This is a genomic window from Paraburkholderia sp. (assembly GCF_024281035.1).
Lineage (GTDB): Bacteria > Pseudomonadota > Gammaproteobacteria > Burkholderiales > Burkholderiaceae > Paraburkholderia.
This window is the reverse complement of the sequence record NZ_JAMXLH010000071.1, coordinates 19,369-33,726: the sequence shown is the minus strand read 5'-3', so window position 1 is coordinate 33,726 and position 14,358 is coordinate 19,369. Positions and strand designations below refer to the sequence as shown.

Genomic DNA, 14,358 nt, shown 5'->3' with positions numbered 1-14,358 from the left:
CATTCCGCCATGCCCCAGTCCACCGCCGTGTCGTCAAACTCTCGCAACGCTGCGCCGCGTGCGCCGTTTCGCCAGCGACTTTCGACCCGCATCATCGTCCTCTCGGCGGTGGCGCTCACGCTCGTGCTCTCGATGATCAGCGGCACGCTTTGGCTGTCGTGGCAGCTCGAAGGCGCGGGCGCCGCAATCAACGATGCGGGCAGCCTGCGCATGCGCGCGAACGCGGTGGCCATCGCGTTGTGGGAGACGCGCCTGGGACAGGCCTCCCAGCTCGATGACCAGATTCACCAGATGGACGCCACGCTCAGACGGTTGCGCGGCGGCGACCCGGCACGTCCGCTCTTCCTGCCCAACGACAAGGTGATCCACGCGCAGTTCGTGCGCGTGGCAGCCGCATGGCAAGACGAACTGAGGCCCGCCGCGCTGCACGAACGCGATCTGGCCATGCGCGAGCCCGGTGCCTATATCGCGCTGCTGCCAGGTTTCGTTGCCGAAGCCAACCGGCTCGTCAGCCTGATCGAGCACGAAAATTCGCGCAAAACAGCGTGGCTGCGCATGTCGCAGCTTGCGCTCGCCGCGCTGTCGTGCGTCGGAACCGCGGCCATCGTCTATATGCTTTATCTGTGGTTCGTCGTGCCGGTGCAGCGGCTGCAGGATGGGCTTTCGCGCATCGAGGCGCGGGAGTTCGACACGCGGCTGCCGGTCAACACCGAGGACGAGTTCGGACAGCTTGCGAACGGCTTCAACCGGATGGTCGCGGAGCTGCAGGCGCTGTACCTCGAACTCGAGGCGCGCGTGGAGGCGAAGACGGCGCAGCTTGCCGCGCAAAATCGTGAATTGGCGCTGCTCTATGAAATGGCGGCATGCCTGAATTCGCCCGAAACGGCCGAGGTGCTGTGCCACGACTTCCTCACGCGCCTGATGCGCGAATTCAATGCCGACGGCGGTACGGTGCGCGTGATATCGGCCGAGGACAACAACCTGCATCTGCTCGCGGCCGAGGGATTGACGGAGGAACTGGCGAATGCCGAGCGGTGCATGTCCGCGCACAATTGCATCTGCGGCGTGGCTTCTTTTACCGATGAACCGGTTATCGGCGATTTGCGCATCATGACGGGCGACGATCGCGAACTCGTGAAACGCTGCGTGCAGGCCGGTTTTGTCACGGTTGCGGCGTTCGCCATTGTTTCGCAGGACGAGACGCTCGGCACGTTCTCGCTGCACTTCAAGCGGCCCCGGCAAATTCCGGCGTCCGAAATCCAGTTGCTGCGCACGCTCGGGCGGCATCTCGGCGTCGCGCTCAAAAACCGCCGTCTGGTTGCGCTGGCGCGGCAGCTTGCCGTATCCGAAGAGCGTAATCTTGTCGCGCAGGGCCTGCACGACAGCATTGCTCAGGGTCTGAGTTATCTGAAGATGCAGGTGCAATTGCTCGGCGAGGCCGGGCGCGCGGGCAATCTTGATGAAATCCGGGAACTCGTGCCGCTTCTTTCGGGCGGAGTTGAGGAAAGCTATCAAGACGTGCGAGAGCTGCTGCTAAACTTCCGCACGCGGATCGGGCCGGGGGCATTGAGGCCCGCAGTCGAAGATACGGTCGCGCGCTTTCGGCGGCAGTCGGAAGCCGAGGTGACGCTGGACTATCGCGACGAAGGCGGTCCGCCGCTGCCGTCCGATCAGCAGTTGCAGGTGTTGTTCATCCTGCAGGAAGCGCTTTCGAACGTGCGCAAGCATGCCGAGGCGCAGTCGGTGCACGTTACGGTGGTCAACGGACGCGATTTCCAGCTGCTTGTCGAGGACGACGGTATTGGCTACGAGCCGGCCGAGCTCGATTCGGCCGGTGAAGCGCACGTGGGTTTCCACATCATGCGCGAGCGTGCCAAGCGCCTTGCGGCGGCGCTGCATCTCGACGGCAGCCCGGGCCACGGCGCGCGCGTGGAACTGATTCTCGGCGCCCAGGCTCGCATGGCTGCGTGACGTGCATGACCTTTGAACTTACGCTCACATGACGATACGCATTCTGCTCATTGACGATCACACGCTTTTTCGTTCGGGCGTGAAGGCGCTGTTGCAGCGCCAGCCCGATTTCGAGGTGGTGGACGAGGCGGCCGATGGCGTAGAAGGGATCAAGCGGGCAAAGCAGCACACGCCGGATGTGGTGCTGCTCGATCTGAACATGCCGGGGCTCTCGGGAATCGAAACGCTGCAGTTGCTCGCGCAGGACCTGCCTGGCACGGCGTTCGTCATGCTGACGGTCTCCGAGGATGCGGACGACCTGACCGCTGCCATGCGCGCCGGCGCGTGTGGTTATCTGTTGAAGGACATCGAGGCCGATACGCTGGCCGACGCGATTCGCAGGGCGGCGGCCGGCCACCCCGTGATTACCGAGCACATGACGGCGAAGCTCCTTGAGCAGATGCGCAGACCGGCTCAGGCACCCGTGCCGCGCGCGGGCGATACGAGCGAAGCGCTGACCGCGCGCGAAGAGGAGATCGTGCGCGAACTGGCGCGCGGCGCCAGCAACAAGGAAATCGCGCGCACGCTCGATCTGGCCGAAAGCACGGTGAAAATTCACGTGCGCAATATTTTGCGCAAGCTGAAGATGACGAGCCGCGTGCAGATTGCGCTCTATGCGAAAGAGCGCGAGGGCAATGCCGGTGCGGGTGCCGCCACGCGAAATGCTGCCGCGGACGAATAGCGCGCTTCCTGCCATTTTCTGAAAGCCGCGGCGCGATGTTTTAACGCCGCGTTTTAACACCACCGCCTTAACACCGCCGCTTTAACCCCCCGCTAGCAGCCGTCGCCGCGCTTCGTGGCTGACGGCTGCATTTGATTTAAATCAATTATTGTTGCGCAAACTCAGTCGCTGCCAAAACACAGCTTGCTGCAGGTGAATTAGCATCCAGTGCGTTGTCGTTGGGCTCAAACCGTTGCGCTGCGGTGCGCTCTTTCATGTCAAGGCATTCCCCGGATGAGAGTGGGCCAATTTCCGCGAATTCGCGTGACGGCTTTATATCCGGCATGATGCGGTCATGGCCCGCGTGTCCGGCTGCGAAAAAGCTATCTCGATCTACTTCCCGATACTTTCAAACACGGCATTTCCGGCGCAGGCCGCCGTTTGCCCGGGCATGTCGCCTGCGTTCCGAAGGAGTTCGAAGATGGCCAAGAAGTTTCCGCTGATCCCCAGTCATCCTGAAAGATTGTGCTGGGGTTGCGACCACTACTGTCCGGCTGAAGATATGCGCTGCGGCAACGGACAAAGCCGAACTCAGCATCCGATCGAACTGCTTGGCGACGATTGGTATTTGCATGGCGACTGGGGCATCGAGATTCCCGCCGACGACAACAACGCTGAAGCCCAGAGCGGCTCCGAGCCTGTCCTGGCTGCTTTATGTAAATCGGATTAAACAAGTCGGATCAAGCAAATCAGGAAGTCATTGTGAATGCGGACATTGTGATTGTCGGCGCAGGTCCAGTCGGACTGTGCCTTGCCCACGCGTTGTCGGGAGCCGGACTGCGGATCACGCTCGTGGAGAAGCAGGGGCTGGACGCGCTGAGCGAGCCCGCATTCGACGGGCGCGAAATTGCGCTGACGCACAACACGGTGGCGCTCATGAAGCGCTGGGGACTGTGGGACCGAATCGAAGACGTCGCGAAGTCGCGTCTGGTCAACGCAAAGGTATTCAACGGTTCTTCGTCGCGTGCGCTTCAGATCGGGCATGAGCTGAGCGACCATCAGGAACTGGGCTGGCTGGTCGCGAATCAGCTGATCCGCAAGGCCGCCTTCGATGTGGTGGAAGAAGGGCGCGCCAGCAATCGGATCGACTTCCTGACCAACGAAGAGGTTGTCGGGATCGAGAACGGCCGCGAAGCGATTGAGGCGAGCCTTGCTAGCGGAAAGAAACTCTCGGCGCGTCTGCTTATCGCTGCCGATAGCCGGTTCTCGCTGACGAGAAGAATGATGGGCATTGGGGCCGACATGCGCGATTTCGGCAAGTCGATGCTGGTCTGCAACATGACGCACGAGAAGCCGCACGATCACACCGCGTGGGAGTGGTTCGGCTATGGCCAGACGCTCGCGCTGCTGCCGATGAATCCGGACCCTGAGAGCGGTGCTTTCCGGTCTTCCGTCGTGGTGACCTTGCCGGGCCGCGAGATAGACCGGCTCCAGCAAGTCGATGCGCACGCATTCAACACGGAAATCGAGCGCCGGTTTGAGCATCGCCTCGGCGGTATGAAGCTCGTGTCGACGCGCCACGCTTATCCGCTGGTCGCGGTGTATCCGAGACAGTTCGTGGCAAAGCGTTTCGCGACGGTGGGCGACGCGGCGGTGGGCATGCATCCGGTAACGGCGCATGGCTTCAATTTCGGTGTGTCGAGTATCGAGTCGCTGGCGAACGCGATTTTGTCCGCGCACGGCGCAGGCAAGGATTTCGCCGACGATGCCGTGTTGAAGCGCTACGAGAACCGGCACCGCCGGAGCACGCGTCCGCTGTATCTGATGACGGACGTCGTGACCACGCTTTATAACCGGGAAAACCTTCCGGCGAAGCTGGCCAGGAATTTCATGCTGCACGTCGGCGAAAATCTGCCGCTGGTCAAGCATGCCATCGCGGCGCATCTCGCCGGAAGCAGGAAAGAAAACAGGAAAGAAGTCGCGGCCTGGTGAGCGCCGCGCACCTTCAAAGCCGCTCAACTGCTACATCTGCCGCTACGCGTGCCGCTGCATTTGCGCCGGTACGTGCAGCGGCCGCTGCTCAGTGCTGCGGTTGTTCGAGCACCGGCGTACGCCGGACCTCGGACAGGTACATCAAGATCAGCGACACCCACACGACGCCGTAAAGCAGCATGAAGCAGCTCGAGCGGACCTTGAAGATATCCAGCAGCGCGCCGAACATGATCGGCAGCAGGAAGCCGCCAAGCCCGCCCGCGAGCCCGACGATACCCGTCACGACGCCCATGTTGGTCGGAAAATCATCGGCGACGTATTTGAACGTGGACGCCATGCCGAACGCGAACACGCTGCCGAGCAGGAATGCCAGCATGACGAAGCCCGCGATGGGAACGTAGATGTGCAGCGTGACGTCGCCGCTGATCGTGTGAATCACGAGATCGGTGGGCGGGTACGAGAGGATGAAGAGGCAGATCCATGCGACCCACAGGCCCCACCACGTCACATTGTGTGCGCCGAGCTTGTCGGCGAGCAGGCCGCCCACGGCGCGCAGGATCGAGCCCGGCAGCGAGAATCCCGCCGCGAATGCGGCCGCGACCACCAGCGTCATGCCGTACTCGGCCTTGAGGTATTGCGGAATCCACAGCGAAAGCGCGGTGAAGCCGCCGAAGGTGATCGAGTAGTACTGGCACAGCCGCCATACGCGGGGGTCGCGCAGCACCTTGAACGACTCGGTCCACGAACCCTTTGAGGCACCCGCGCCCGGATCGCGCGCGGAACCCAGCCAGAAAATCACCGCGGTTACGAGCAGCGCGACGGCATAGACGCGCGGTACGAAGCGCCACCCGAAGGCTGCCTCCAGCGAGGGCGTGACGAACAGGTTGACCGCCGCGCCGACCGTGCCCGCGCCGAAAAAACCCATCGCGAAACCGCGCCGTTCAGGCGGAAAGAAACGCGCGACGTAAGGTGTGCCCACCGCGAACGACGCGCCGACGCAACCGAGAAAGAGCCCGATGAGCAGGAACTGCCAGAGCTGGCTGGCGTAACTGACGATATACACCGGGATTGCGCAGACCACGAGCAGGCTGGTCATGACGATGCGGCCGCCGAAGCGGTCGGTCCAGGCGCCGAGCGGCAACCGCATGACTGCGCCGGTCAGCACGGGCGTTGCCGTGAGCAGGCCGAATTCGGTGCTGTTCAGGCCCAGCTCGTCGCGCAGCCGCACGCCGAGCACGCCGAACATCATCCACACGACGAAGCAAACAAGAAATGCGAGCGTGCTGACAAGCAGGACCGACCACGCCTGAATGCCGACGCTGGCTGGGGCAGCCGGACCCCGGCGGGCGGATTCGCTGGGCAGATTCATGTTGCCTCCAACCAGGGCCTGTTATTCATATGAACAGGCCCTGACGTTCTTCATTGAACGAGTGGGCTGGTTGCCGCTTCAAGCGCGGCATTCTCGAGTGAAGCTTCAGAAGCAAGAATCGATACGTATTGCTGGATGGCCTTGTTGCGCACGCGCTCGCTCAGATAGCGCGCGATATCGTCGGCTGCGTCGTCGAACGAGACGGGCACGCCCGGCACGCGGCGGTCGACGCGCACGAGATGAAAGCCGAAGCGCGTGCGCACGACATGCGGCAGAATGCCGACGTCGGTGCAATCGAACAGTGCCGCCTCGAATTCGGGCACCGTGTCGCCGCGCGCAAGCTGGCCGAGACTGCCGCCGACGCCCGAGGACGGACAGTTGGAAAGTTCGCGGGCAACGGCCTCGAACGTGTCGGGAGCGTGCAGCAGCTGGTGCAGGGTTTCTTCGGCTTTCTGGCGCAGAAACGTAACCGGCACGCGTTCAGTCACGGCGAAGAGAATGTGGCTTGCAAATACGAGTTCGTTGCGTACGAAACGTGCTGGGTTCTGCTCGAAATAGCGCGCGCAGTCCTCGCGCGTGGCTTCGGGGACGCGCAATTCGCGCCCAAGCAGCGTTTCGAGCGTGTCGTCGTCGAGCGTGCCGTCGGGCGCGATCAATTCAAGCGCCGCGGCACGCTGCCGCAGCAGTTCCTGAACCACCAGTGCACGACGTGCCGCAAGCGCCGGATCGGGCGCATTCGTATAGTTGCTGCTTTCGGCGTCGATTGTCGCGGCGCTGATTTCCACGTCGTTGACGCGCGCGGGCAATTCGCCCGCGCCTGACTGCGGTGCTGCGTCCATCGATAAGTTCCTTGATTCCTGATTGAAGTGTTTAGCGCTTGCGCACGAGCTGGTACGGCCGGATCAGATACGCGACCGACGCGATGCCGCTCCAGATATGAACCATGCGCGTGAAGGGCGAGACGAGGAAGATCGTGAAGCCAAGTGCGATGTGCGTCTGGTAGACGAGCGGCACGCCGTCGAGCAGACCGGCAATATTCGGCCGGAACGTGACGACACCCTTCACGTAATCGGTGAGCTGTTCGAACATCGCGCCGTCCATGTGATGCGAGGAAAGCACGACGGTCCCGAGGCCGAGCGCAAGCTGCGCCCACAACATTAACACGATGACGATATCCGAGGCCTTGCTGTTATGGCGAATGCGTGTGTCGCCGAGGCGCCGGAAGATCAGGATCGTGAGACCGACGATCGCAAACGATCCGGCGATGCCGCCGGCGACCATCGCGAGCAACTGGTGGACCGTCGCCGACATGAACGGCGCAGTGAGCCAGTGCGGCGCGAGAAAGCCGACGAAGTGCCCGAGCACCACGACGAGCACGCCCCAGTGGAAGAGATTGCTGCCGATGCGCAACGCGCCGCGTCGCAGCAGCTGCGACGTGTCGCTTTTCCACGTGTACTGTTCGCGGTCGAAGCGCGCAAGCGAGCCGAATAGCAGCACCGCAAGGCAGATGTACGGATAGATGCCGAACAGGAACTGATGCAGATATTGGCCCATGACTGTTCCTCGCTGCGCGCGCGGTTGGCGCAAGGTGGGTTATTCAGCGCGTGGTGCGCCGCGGGTGAAATTCCACGGGCGCGGTGGCCGGCTGGCCGGCGCCCATGAACTGCACAGGTTCGTCGGCCCACGCGGCGTCGAGCGCGCGCAGCCCGTCTTTGTCGTGCGGCGCGCCGGCGTCGTCGTCGTGCGCGAATTCGGGCAGCTCGGTCTTGCCCAATCCCGCGAACGGCAGCAGCGCACCGATGACATAAGCGTAGTGGCTGTTGCGACGGCTCAACCCGGCCGTGATCGACTGCAGGATCTCCGCCGTTTCGCCGAGCAGCTTGTGCGCTTCGCCTGCATCGAGAATCGACAGATATTCGAGGAACACGGGCAAATAATCGGGCAACTGGCCGGGGCGCAGCAGCATGCCGTGCTTCTCGTACATCTGTAGCAGATCGATCATCGCCTGGCCGCGATCGCGCGATTCGCCGTGCACGTGTTCGAACAGATGCAGCGACGTGGAGCGGCCGCGATCGAACAGCGCGACGTAATTCTCCTGGAGCACGAGCAACTCGCGTGAGCCGAGATAGTCGATGAAGCGTATCAGCTTCTCGCGCACCTCGGCTCCGAACGCGCGCTCGTCGCGCACCATCGCGCGGACTTCGTCGAGCGCTTCGATGAGCGCGGGCTCCGGGTACTCCAGGAGCGTCGCGATCAGGCGGTAGGTCATGGGTTGAGGACGGCTTGCAAACATCTCAGATCTCCTTGATCGGGATCTGGCGACGCCCGGTCTTCGGTGCGAAGAGACTGGCTTCGGTGCGCCCGTCCGAGCAGCCGTTGCCGAAGGTGAAGCCGCACGACGAGCGCAGATCGAACGCATCTTCCGCGTATTCACGGTGCGTCGACGGAATCACGAAGCGGTCCTCGTAATTGGCGATCGCGAGATAGCGGTACATGTCCTCGACCTGCGCGAGCGACAACCCGACCTGATCGAGCACCTGCGGTGCGTCCACGCGGTCGACCTGGCGCGCACGCATGAATGCGCGCATGGCCAGCAGCCGCTCCAGCGCGACCTGCACGGGTTTTTCGTCGCCGGCGGTCAGCAGGTTCGCGAGATAGCGCAGCGGAATGCGCAGCGAGTGGACATCGGGCAGCCAGCCGTTCATGCCGAGTTCGCCGCTGTTGGCCGCCGCGTTGATCGGCGAGAGCGGCGGCACGTACCAGACCATCGGCAGCGTGCGGTACTCTGGATGCAGCGGGAATGCGATCTTCCAGTCAACCGCCATCTTGTAGACCGGCGAGCGCCGCGCGCCTTCGAGCCACGCCTGCGGAACGCCGTCGCGCGTGGCCTGTTCGATCACGGCCGGATCGAACGGATCGAGAAACACGTCGAGTTGCGCCTGGTAGAGATCGGTTTCTTTTTCGACGCTTGCCGCTTCGTGAATGCGGTCGGCATCGTAGAGCAGCACGCCGAGGTAGCGGATCCGCCCCACACACGTTTCGGAACACACTGTGGGCTGGCCCACCTCGATACGCGGATAGCAGAAGATGCACTTCTCGGCCTTGCCGCTCTTCCAGTTGAAATAGATCTTCTTGTACGGGCAGCCGGAGACGCACATGCGCCAGCCGCGGCACTTGTCCTGGTCGATGAGCACGATGCCGTCTTCCTCGCGCTTGTAGATCGAGCCGGACGGGCAGGAAGCGACGCACGCGGGATTGAGGCAGTGCTCGCACAGCCGCGGCAGATACATCATGAAGGTGTTTTCGAACTCGCCGTAGATCTCTTTTTGCACGTTCTCGAAGTTATAGTCCTTCGAGCGTTTCTCGAACTCGCCGCCGAGAATTTCTTCCCAGTTCGGCCCCCACTCGATCTTTTCCATGCGCTCGCCGCTCACGAGCGAGCGCGGCCGTGCGACCGGCATCGCATTCGTGTGGCCCGCTTCCTGCAGATGGGCGTAGTCGAAGGTGAACGGCTCGTAGTAGTCGTCGATTTCGGGCAGATGCGGATTGGCAAAAATCTTTGCGAGCAGCCGCCACTTGCTGCCCTGACGCGGCTCGATATCGCCGCCCGGTTTGCGCACCCAGCCGCCTTGCCAGCGGTCCTGGTTTTCCCAATCCTTCGGATAGCCGATACCGGGCTTCGTCTCGACGTTGTTGAACCACGCGTATTCCATGCCCTCGCGGCTCGTCCAGACGTTCTTGCAGGTCACGGAGCACGTGTGGCAGCCGATGCACTTGTCGAGGTTCAGCACCATTGCAATCTGTGCACGGACTTTCATGAGGTCTCTCCCTGGCGAAGTGCTTGCGGCATGGCGTCGACCGGCGTTTCCTCGTCGAGCCAGTCGACGCGCTTCATCTTGCGCACGATGAGGAATTCGTCGCGATTCGAGCCTACTGTGCCGTAGTAATTGAAACCGTATGAGAGCTGTGCGTAACCGCCGATCATGTGCGTCGGTTTGATCGCAACGCGCGTAACCGAGTTGTGAATGCCGCCGCGTGTGCCGGTGATCTCCGAGCCCGGCGTGTTCACGATCTTTTCCTGGGCGTGGTACATCAGCACCATGCCGCGCGGAATGCGCTGGCTCACCACGGCGCGCGCGCACAGCGCGCCGTTCGCGTTGTAGCACTCGATCCAGTCGTTATCGGCCACGCCGATTTGCGCGGCGTCCTTCTCCGAGATCCAGACAATCGGCCCGCCGCGCGAGAGCGTGAGCATCAGCAGATTGTCGGTGTACGTGCTGTGAATGCCCCACTTCTGGTGCGGCGTAATGAAGTTGAGCACGATCTCCGGATTGCCGTTCGAACGCACGCCGGACAGCTTCTCGTAGCTGCCGGTGTCGATCGGAGGTTTGTAGACGCACAACTCCTCGCCGAATGCACGCATCCACGCGTGATCCTGGTAAAGCTGCTGCCGCCCGCTCAGCGTGCGCCATGGAATCAGTTCGTGAACGTTCGTGTAACCCGCGTTGTACGAAACGTGTTCCGATTCGATTCCGCTCCACGTCGGCGACGAAATGATCTTGCGCGGCTGGGCCTGGATGTCGCGAAAGCGGATTTTCTCGTCGGCGCGCGCTTCGGCCAGATGCGTGTGGTCGATGCCGGTGAAGGACGAAAGCGCCTGCCATGCCTTCATCGCGACCGCGCCATTGGTTTCCGGTGCGAGCGAGAGAATGACTTCGGCGGCGTCGATAGCCGTGTCGATGCGCGGCCGTCCCTGCGCGTCGCCCGCTTCGGGTGCCTCTGCACGATAGTTCAGGTCGCCGAGATGGTCGACTTCCGACTGCGTGTTCCAGTTGATGCCCTTGCCGCCGTTGCCGAGCTGGTCCATCAGCGGGCCGAGCGAGGTGAAACGGTGATACGTCTCGGGGTAATGGCGCTCGATCGTGATCACGGACGGCATCGTCTTGCCCGGAACCGGCTCGCACTCGCCGCGCTTCCAGTCCTTCACCTCGAACGGCTGCGCAAGCTCGCCGGGCGCATCGTGCGCAATCGGCGCGAGCACCACGTCGCGCTCGACGCCGAGATGGCCCTTGCTCATTTCGGAGAAGCGCTTCGCGATGGCCTTGAAGATTTCCCAGTCGCTGCGCGATTGCCACGCCGGGTCGACGGCTGCCGAGAGCGGGTGAATGAACGGGTGCATGTCGGACGTGTTCATGTCGTCCTTCTCGTACCACGTGGCCGTGGGCAGCACGATGTCCGAATACATGCATGTCGTCGACATGCGGAAGTCCAGCGTGACGAGCAGATCGAGCTTGCCGCGCGGTGCTTCCTCGTGCCACGTGATTTCATCGGGGCGCGGCAGCCCGTGTTTCGTCACTTCTTCGCCTTGCACGCCGTTCGTCGTGCCGAGCAGGTGCTTCAGGAAATACTCGTGCCCCTTGCCCGATGAGCCGAGCAGATTCGAGCGCCACACGAACATGTTGCGCGGGAAAGCAACCGGATTGTCGGGGTCTTCGCAGGCGAGCTGGAGACTGCCGTCCTTGAGGCGGCGCGCGACTTCCGCGCCGGCCTTCGACGGGTCGTCGAGCGAGCGGCCGAGATCGAGCGGATTGCTCATGAGTTGCGGCGCCGAGGGCAGCCAGCCCATGCGTTCGGCCCGCACGTTGTAGTCGATCGGCAGGCCGTGGTACGCCGATTTATCGGCGAGCGGCGAGAGCAGATCGGTGGGATTCATCGGATCGTAGCGCCACTGGTCGGTGTGCGCGTAGAAGAACGACGTGCCGTTCATGTGGCGCGGCGGCCGGTTCCAGTCGAGTGCGAAGGCGAGCGCGGTCCAGCCTGTTTGCGGCCGCAGTTTCTCCTGGCCGACGTAATGCGACCAGCCGCCGCCGGACTTGCCGATGCAGCCGCACATCACGAGCATGTTGATGATGGCGCGATACGCCATATCCATGTGGAACCAGTGATTGATGCCCGCGCCGATGATCACCATCGAGCGCCCTTCGGTCTTGTCCGCGTTTTCCGCGAACTGCCGTGCGACGTTGATGACGTCGTCGCGCTTGACGCCGGTGATCGCTTCCTGCCAGGCGGGCGTATAGGGCACATCGTCGTCGTAGCTCCTGGCGACGTCCTTGCCGCCCAGACCCTGATCGAGTCCATAGTTCGCGACGAAGAGGTCGTAGACCGTGGCGACGAGGCGCTCGCCCTCGCGTGTCGCGACGCGCCGCACGCCGATGCGCCGCGTCAGGACCGAGTCGTGTCCCGTGTGCGGGAAGTGCGGATGCACGACATTGCCGAAGTAGGGGAAGCCGACGTCGACGACATCGTCATGACCCGATACGAGCGACAGCGCCGGTGTGAACGCGTTGCCCTCGGAAGTCTCTTCGCGCAGGTTCCACTTGCCGCGGTCGCCGCCTTCCTGCTGGCCCCAGCGAAAACCGACCGAGCCGACCGGCACGACGAACGCGTTCGTTGTCGAGTCGATTGCTACGGTTTTCCATTCGGGATTGTTCGCCTGGCCGAGCGCGTCGCTGAAATCGCTCGCACGCAGATAGCGGTCGGGCACATACCGGCCATCGCGTTCGACGAGCGTGACGAGGCACGGCATATCGGTGAAGCGCCGGCAGTAATCGGCGAAATACGCGCTCTTGCCCGCGAGATGGAATTCCTTGAGGATCACGTGTCCCATCGCCAGCGCGAGCGCCGCGTCGGTGCCTTGCTTCGGATGCAGCCAGATATCGCCGAATTTCGCGCCTTCGGCGTAATCGGGGAAAACGGAAACGATCTTCGTGCCGCGGTAACGCGACTCGACGAGGAAGTGGGCGTCGGGCGTGCGCGTTTGCGGCACGTTCGACCCCCACATGATGATGAAGGCTGAGTTGTACCAGTCGGCGGATTCGGGCACGTCGGTCTGCTCGCCCCACGTTTGCGGCGAGGCGGGCGGCAGATCGCAATACCAGTCGTAGAACGAGAGGCACACGCCGCCGATGAGCGAGAGATAACGCGAGCCCGCCGCATACGAGACCATCGACATGGCGGGAATCGGCGAGAAGCCGATCACGCGATCGGGGCCGTGGCGCTTGATGGTATGCACATTCGCGGCGGCAATGATTTCGAGCGCCTCGTCCCAATTGGCGCGCACGAACCCGCCAAGGCCGCGACGCGTTTGATAACTTTTACGCGCCTCATCGTCGTCGACGATGGCTTGCCACGCGGCTACCGGATCGAGCGTGCGGCGCTTCTCGCGCCACAGCTTGACGAGCGCGCTGCGCATGAGCGGATATTTGAGGCGATTCGCGCTGTAGAGGTACCACGAATACGACGCGCCGCGCGAGCAGCCGCGCGGCTCGTGATTGGGCATGTCGGGGCGCGTGCGCGGATAGTCCGTCTGCTGCGTTTCCCACGTGACGATGCCGCCTTTCACGTAGATCTTCCAGGAGCACGAACCGGTGCAATTGACGCCGTGTGTCGAACGGACAATTTTGTCGTGCTGCCAGCGCGTGCGGTATGCGTCTTCCCATTGCCGGTCTTCATCTGTGACGGCGCCGTGGCCGTCGGCAAATTGGGGGCGCGCCGTAGTGAAGTAACGCAGACGATCCAGAAAATGACTCATGGCATCTCCAGGTTTCGCGTTCGAGCTACGCGTTCAAGCAGGTACTTATTAAATGGGAAGACCTGAAATAAGTAAAGGCTGTGAATGAAACACGAAGGGCGAGCATTCCCCCGTTGTCGATACGCACGCCCGGATATATCGCGTTGGCGATGTACCGGTCTTCAAATCAGAATCTAGCGCATTGCGCATCTATTCGTATCCAACACTGCCATACGATCAGGCTGGCTACGTGTGCTATTCGTGCTGCACTGCCTTTTTGCGCGGGTTCGCGCCAGTCGGCGACGTTTCGGCCAGCTCATGCTGTCCCCTCCGAATCGCACTATTCAGGTTGAAGTATTGGCTAAGCCATAGGGAATTTGCGGCGCGCGTAACTTTGGTGGTTCGGCGGTTGACCAGGCTGTTCACCCTGCTGTTTACCCGGCTGTTCATCCGATAGTTGGTTCGGCTGGAATGAACAAATCGTCGAAATAAAAGCAATCATGTGTCGTGTGTCGAAACAATAGGACAGCATGCAGATCACCAATATACGCGGACTACCGGTACTGAATCAGGTCATGTTCACATATGAACTATACGTGCACACGCCAGATTTTGACTCCTGCGCGTGACGGCTTCGGGGCGACAGGTTCGCCGCACTGCCGCAAACACCGCAAGATTGAAGAACCGATCTTGTGACGATGGCGGAACCCGCGTGTGACGAACTTCCCAGCCCGCCACCGCAACACGCGCGGAAGA

The 14,358-nt window shown here is 62.4% G+C and carries 10 protein-coding genes; 4 read left to right on the top strand and 6 right to left on the bottom strand.

Annotation, left to right across the window (positions count from 1 at the left end; translation table 11 throughout):
* Positions 1-9: 9 nt before the first annotated feature.
* The 4 genes from Q0L30_RS23190 to ubiM all read left to right on the top strand — a co-directional run bounded on the left by Q0L30_RS23190 (position 10) and on the right by ubiM (position 4,663).
* Entirely contained in the window at positions 10-1,971 is a 1,962-nt protein-coding gene (locus Q0L30_RS23190) for a type IV pili methyl-accepting chemotaxis transducer N-terminal domain-containing protein (protein ID WP_296661995.1), read from the top strand.
* 28 nt (positions 1,972-1,999) lie between these two features.
* Complete coding sequence (locus tag Q0L30_RS23185; protein WP_296661994.1) at positions 2,000-2,692, top strand: response regulator transcription factor; 693 nt, start codon at positions 2,000-2,002, stop codon at positions 2,690-2,692.
* 460 nt (positions 2,693-3,152) lie between these two features.
* Complete coding sequence (locus Q0L30_RS23180; RefSeq protein ID WP_296662007.1) at positions 3,153-3,401, top strand: DUF3079 domain-containing protein; 249 nt, start codon at positions 3,153-3,155, stop codon at positions 3,399-3,401.
* 32 nt (positions 3,402-3,433) lie between these two features.
* Positions 3,434-4,663 (top strand): 5-demethoxyubiquinol-8 5-hydroxylase UbiM, encoded by a 1,230-nt coding sequence (gene ubiM / locus Q0L30_RS23175; RefSeq protein WP_296661993.1) that lies wholly within the window; start codon positions 3,434-3,436, stop codon positions 4,661-4,663.
* A gap of 88 nt (positions 4,664-4,751) precedes the next feature.
* On the opposite strand, the gene Q0L30_RS23170 is transcribed toward ubiM, so the two are convergent.
* The 6 genes from Q0L30_RS23170 to Q0L30_RS23145 are packed head-to-tail and all read right to left on the bottom strand — an operon-like array spanning position 4,752 to position 13,623.
* Complete coding sequence (locus tag Q0L30_RS23170; protein ID WP_296661992.1) at positions 4,752-6,032, bottom strand: nitrate/nitrite transporter; 1,281 nt, start codon at positions 6,030-6,032, stop codon at positions 4,752-4,754.
* A 50-nt stretch (positions 6,033-6,082) separates the two neighbouring features.
* Positions 6,083-6,871: a peptidylprolyl isomerase gene (locus tag Q0L30_RS23165; RefSeq protein WP_296661991.1), complete on the bottom strand. Its 789-nt coding sequence runs from the start codon at positions 6,869-6,871 to the stop codon at positions 6,083-6,085.
* Positions 6,872-6,902: 31 nt separating this feature from the next.
* A complete protein-coding gene (gene narI, locus Q0L30_RS23160; RefSeq protein WP_296661990.1) occupies positions 6,903-7,586 on the bottom strand; it encodes a respiratory nitrate reductase subunit gamma in 684 nt (227 codons plus the stop codon).
* 43 nt (positions 7,587-7,629) lie between these two features.
* Positions 7,630-8,325 carry a nitrate reductase molybdenum cofactor assembly chaperone gene (narJ, locus tag Q0L30_RS23155; RefSeq protein WP_296661989.1) on the bottom strand — a complete coding sequence of 232 codons (696 nt, stop codon included), beginning with the start codon at positions 8,323-8,325 and terminating at the stop codon, positions 7,630-7,632.
* Between the two features lies 1 nt (position 8,326).
* Positions 8,327-9,850, bottom strand: coding sequence for a nitrate reductase subunit beta (narH, locus tag Q0L30_RS23150; RefSeq protein ID WP_296661988.1), 1,524 nt, complete (start codon positions 9,848-9,850; stop codon positions 8,327-8,329).
* Positions 9,847-13,623 carry a nitrate reductase subunit alpha gene (locus Q0L30_RS23145; RefSeq protein WP_296661987.1) on the bottom strand — a complete coding sequence of 1,259 codons (3,777 nt, stop codon included), beginning with the start codon at positions 13,621-13,623 and terminating at the stop codon, positions 9,847-9,849. Before Q0L30_RS23145 ends, narH begins: the two co-directional genes overlap by 4 nt.
* Between the last annotated feature and the right edge of the window lie 735 nt (positions 13,624-14,358).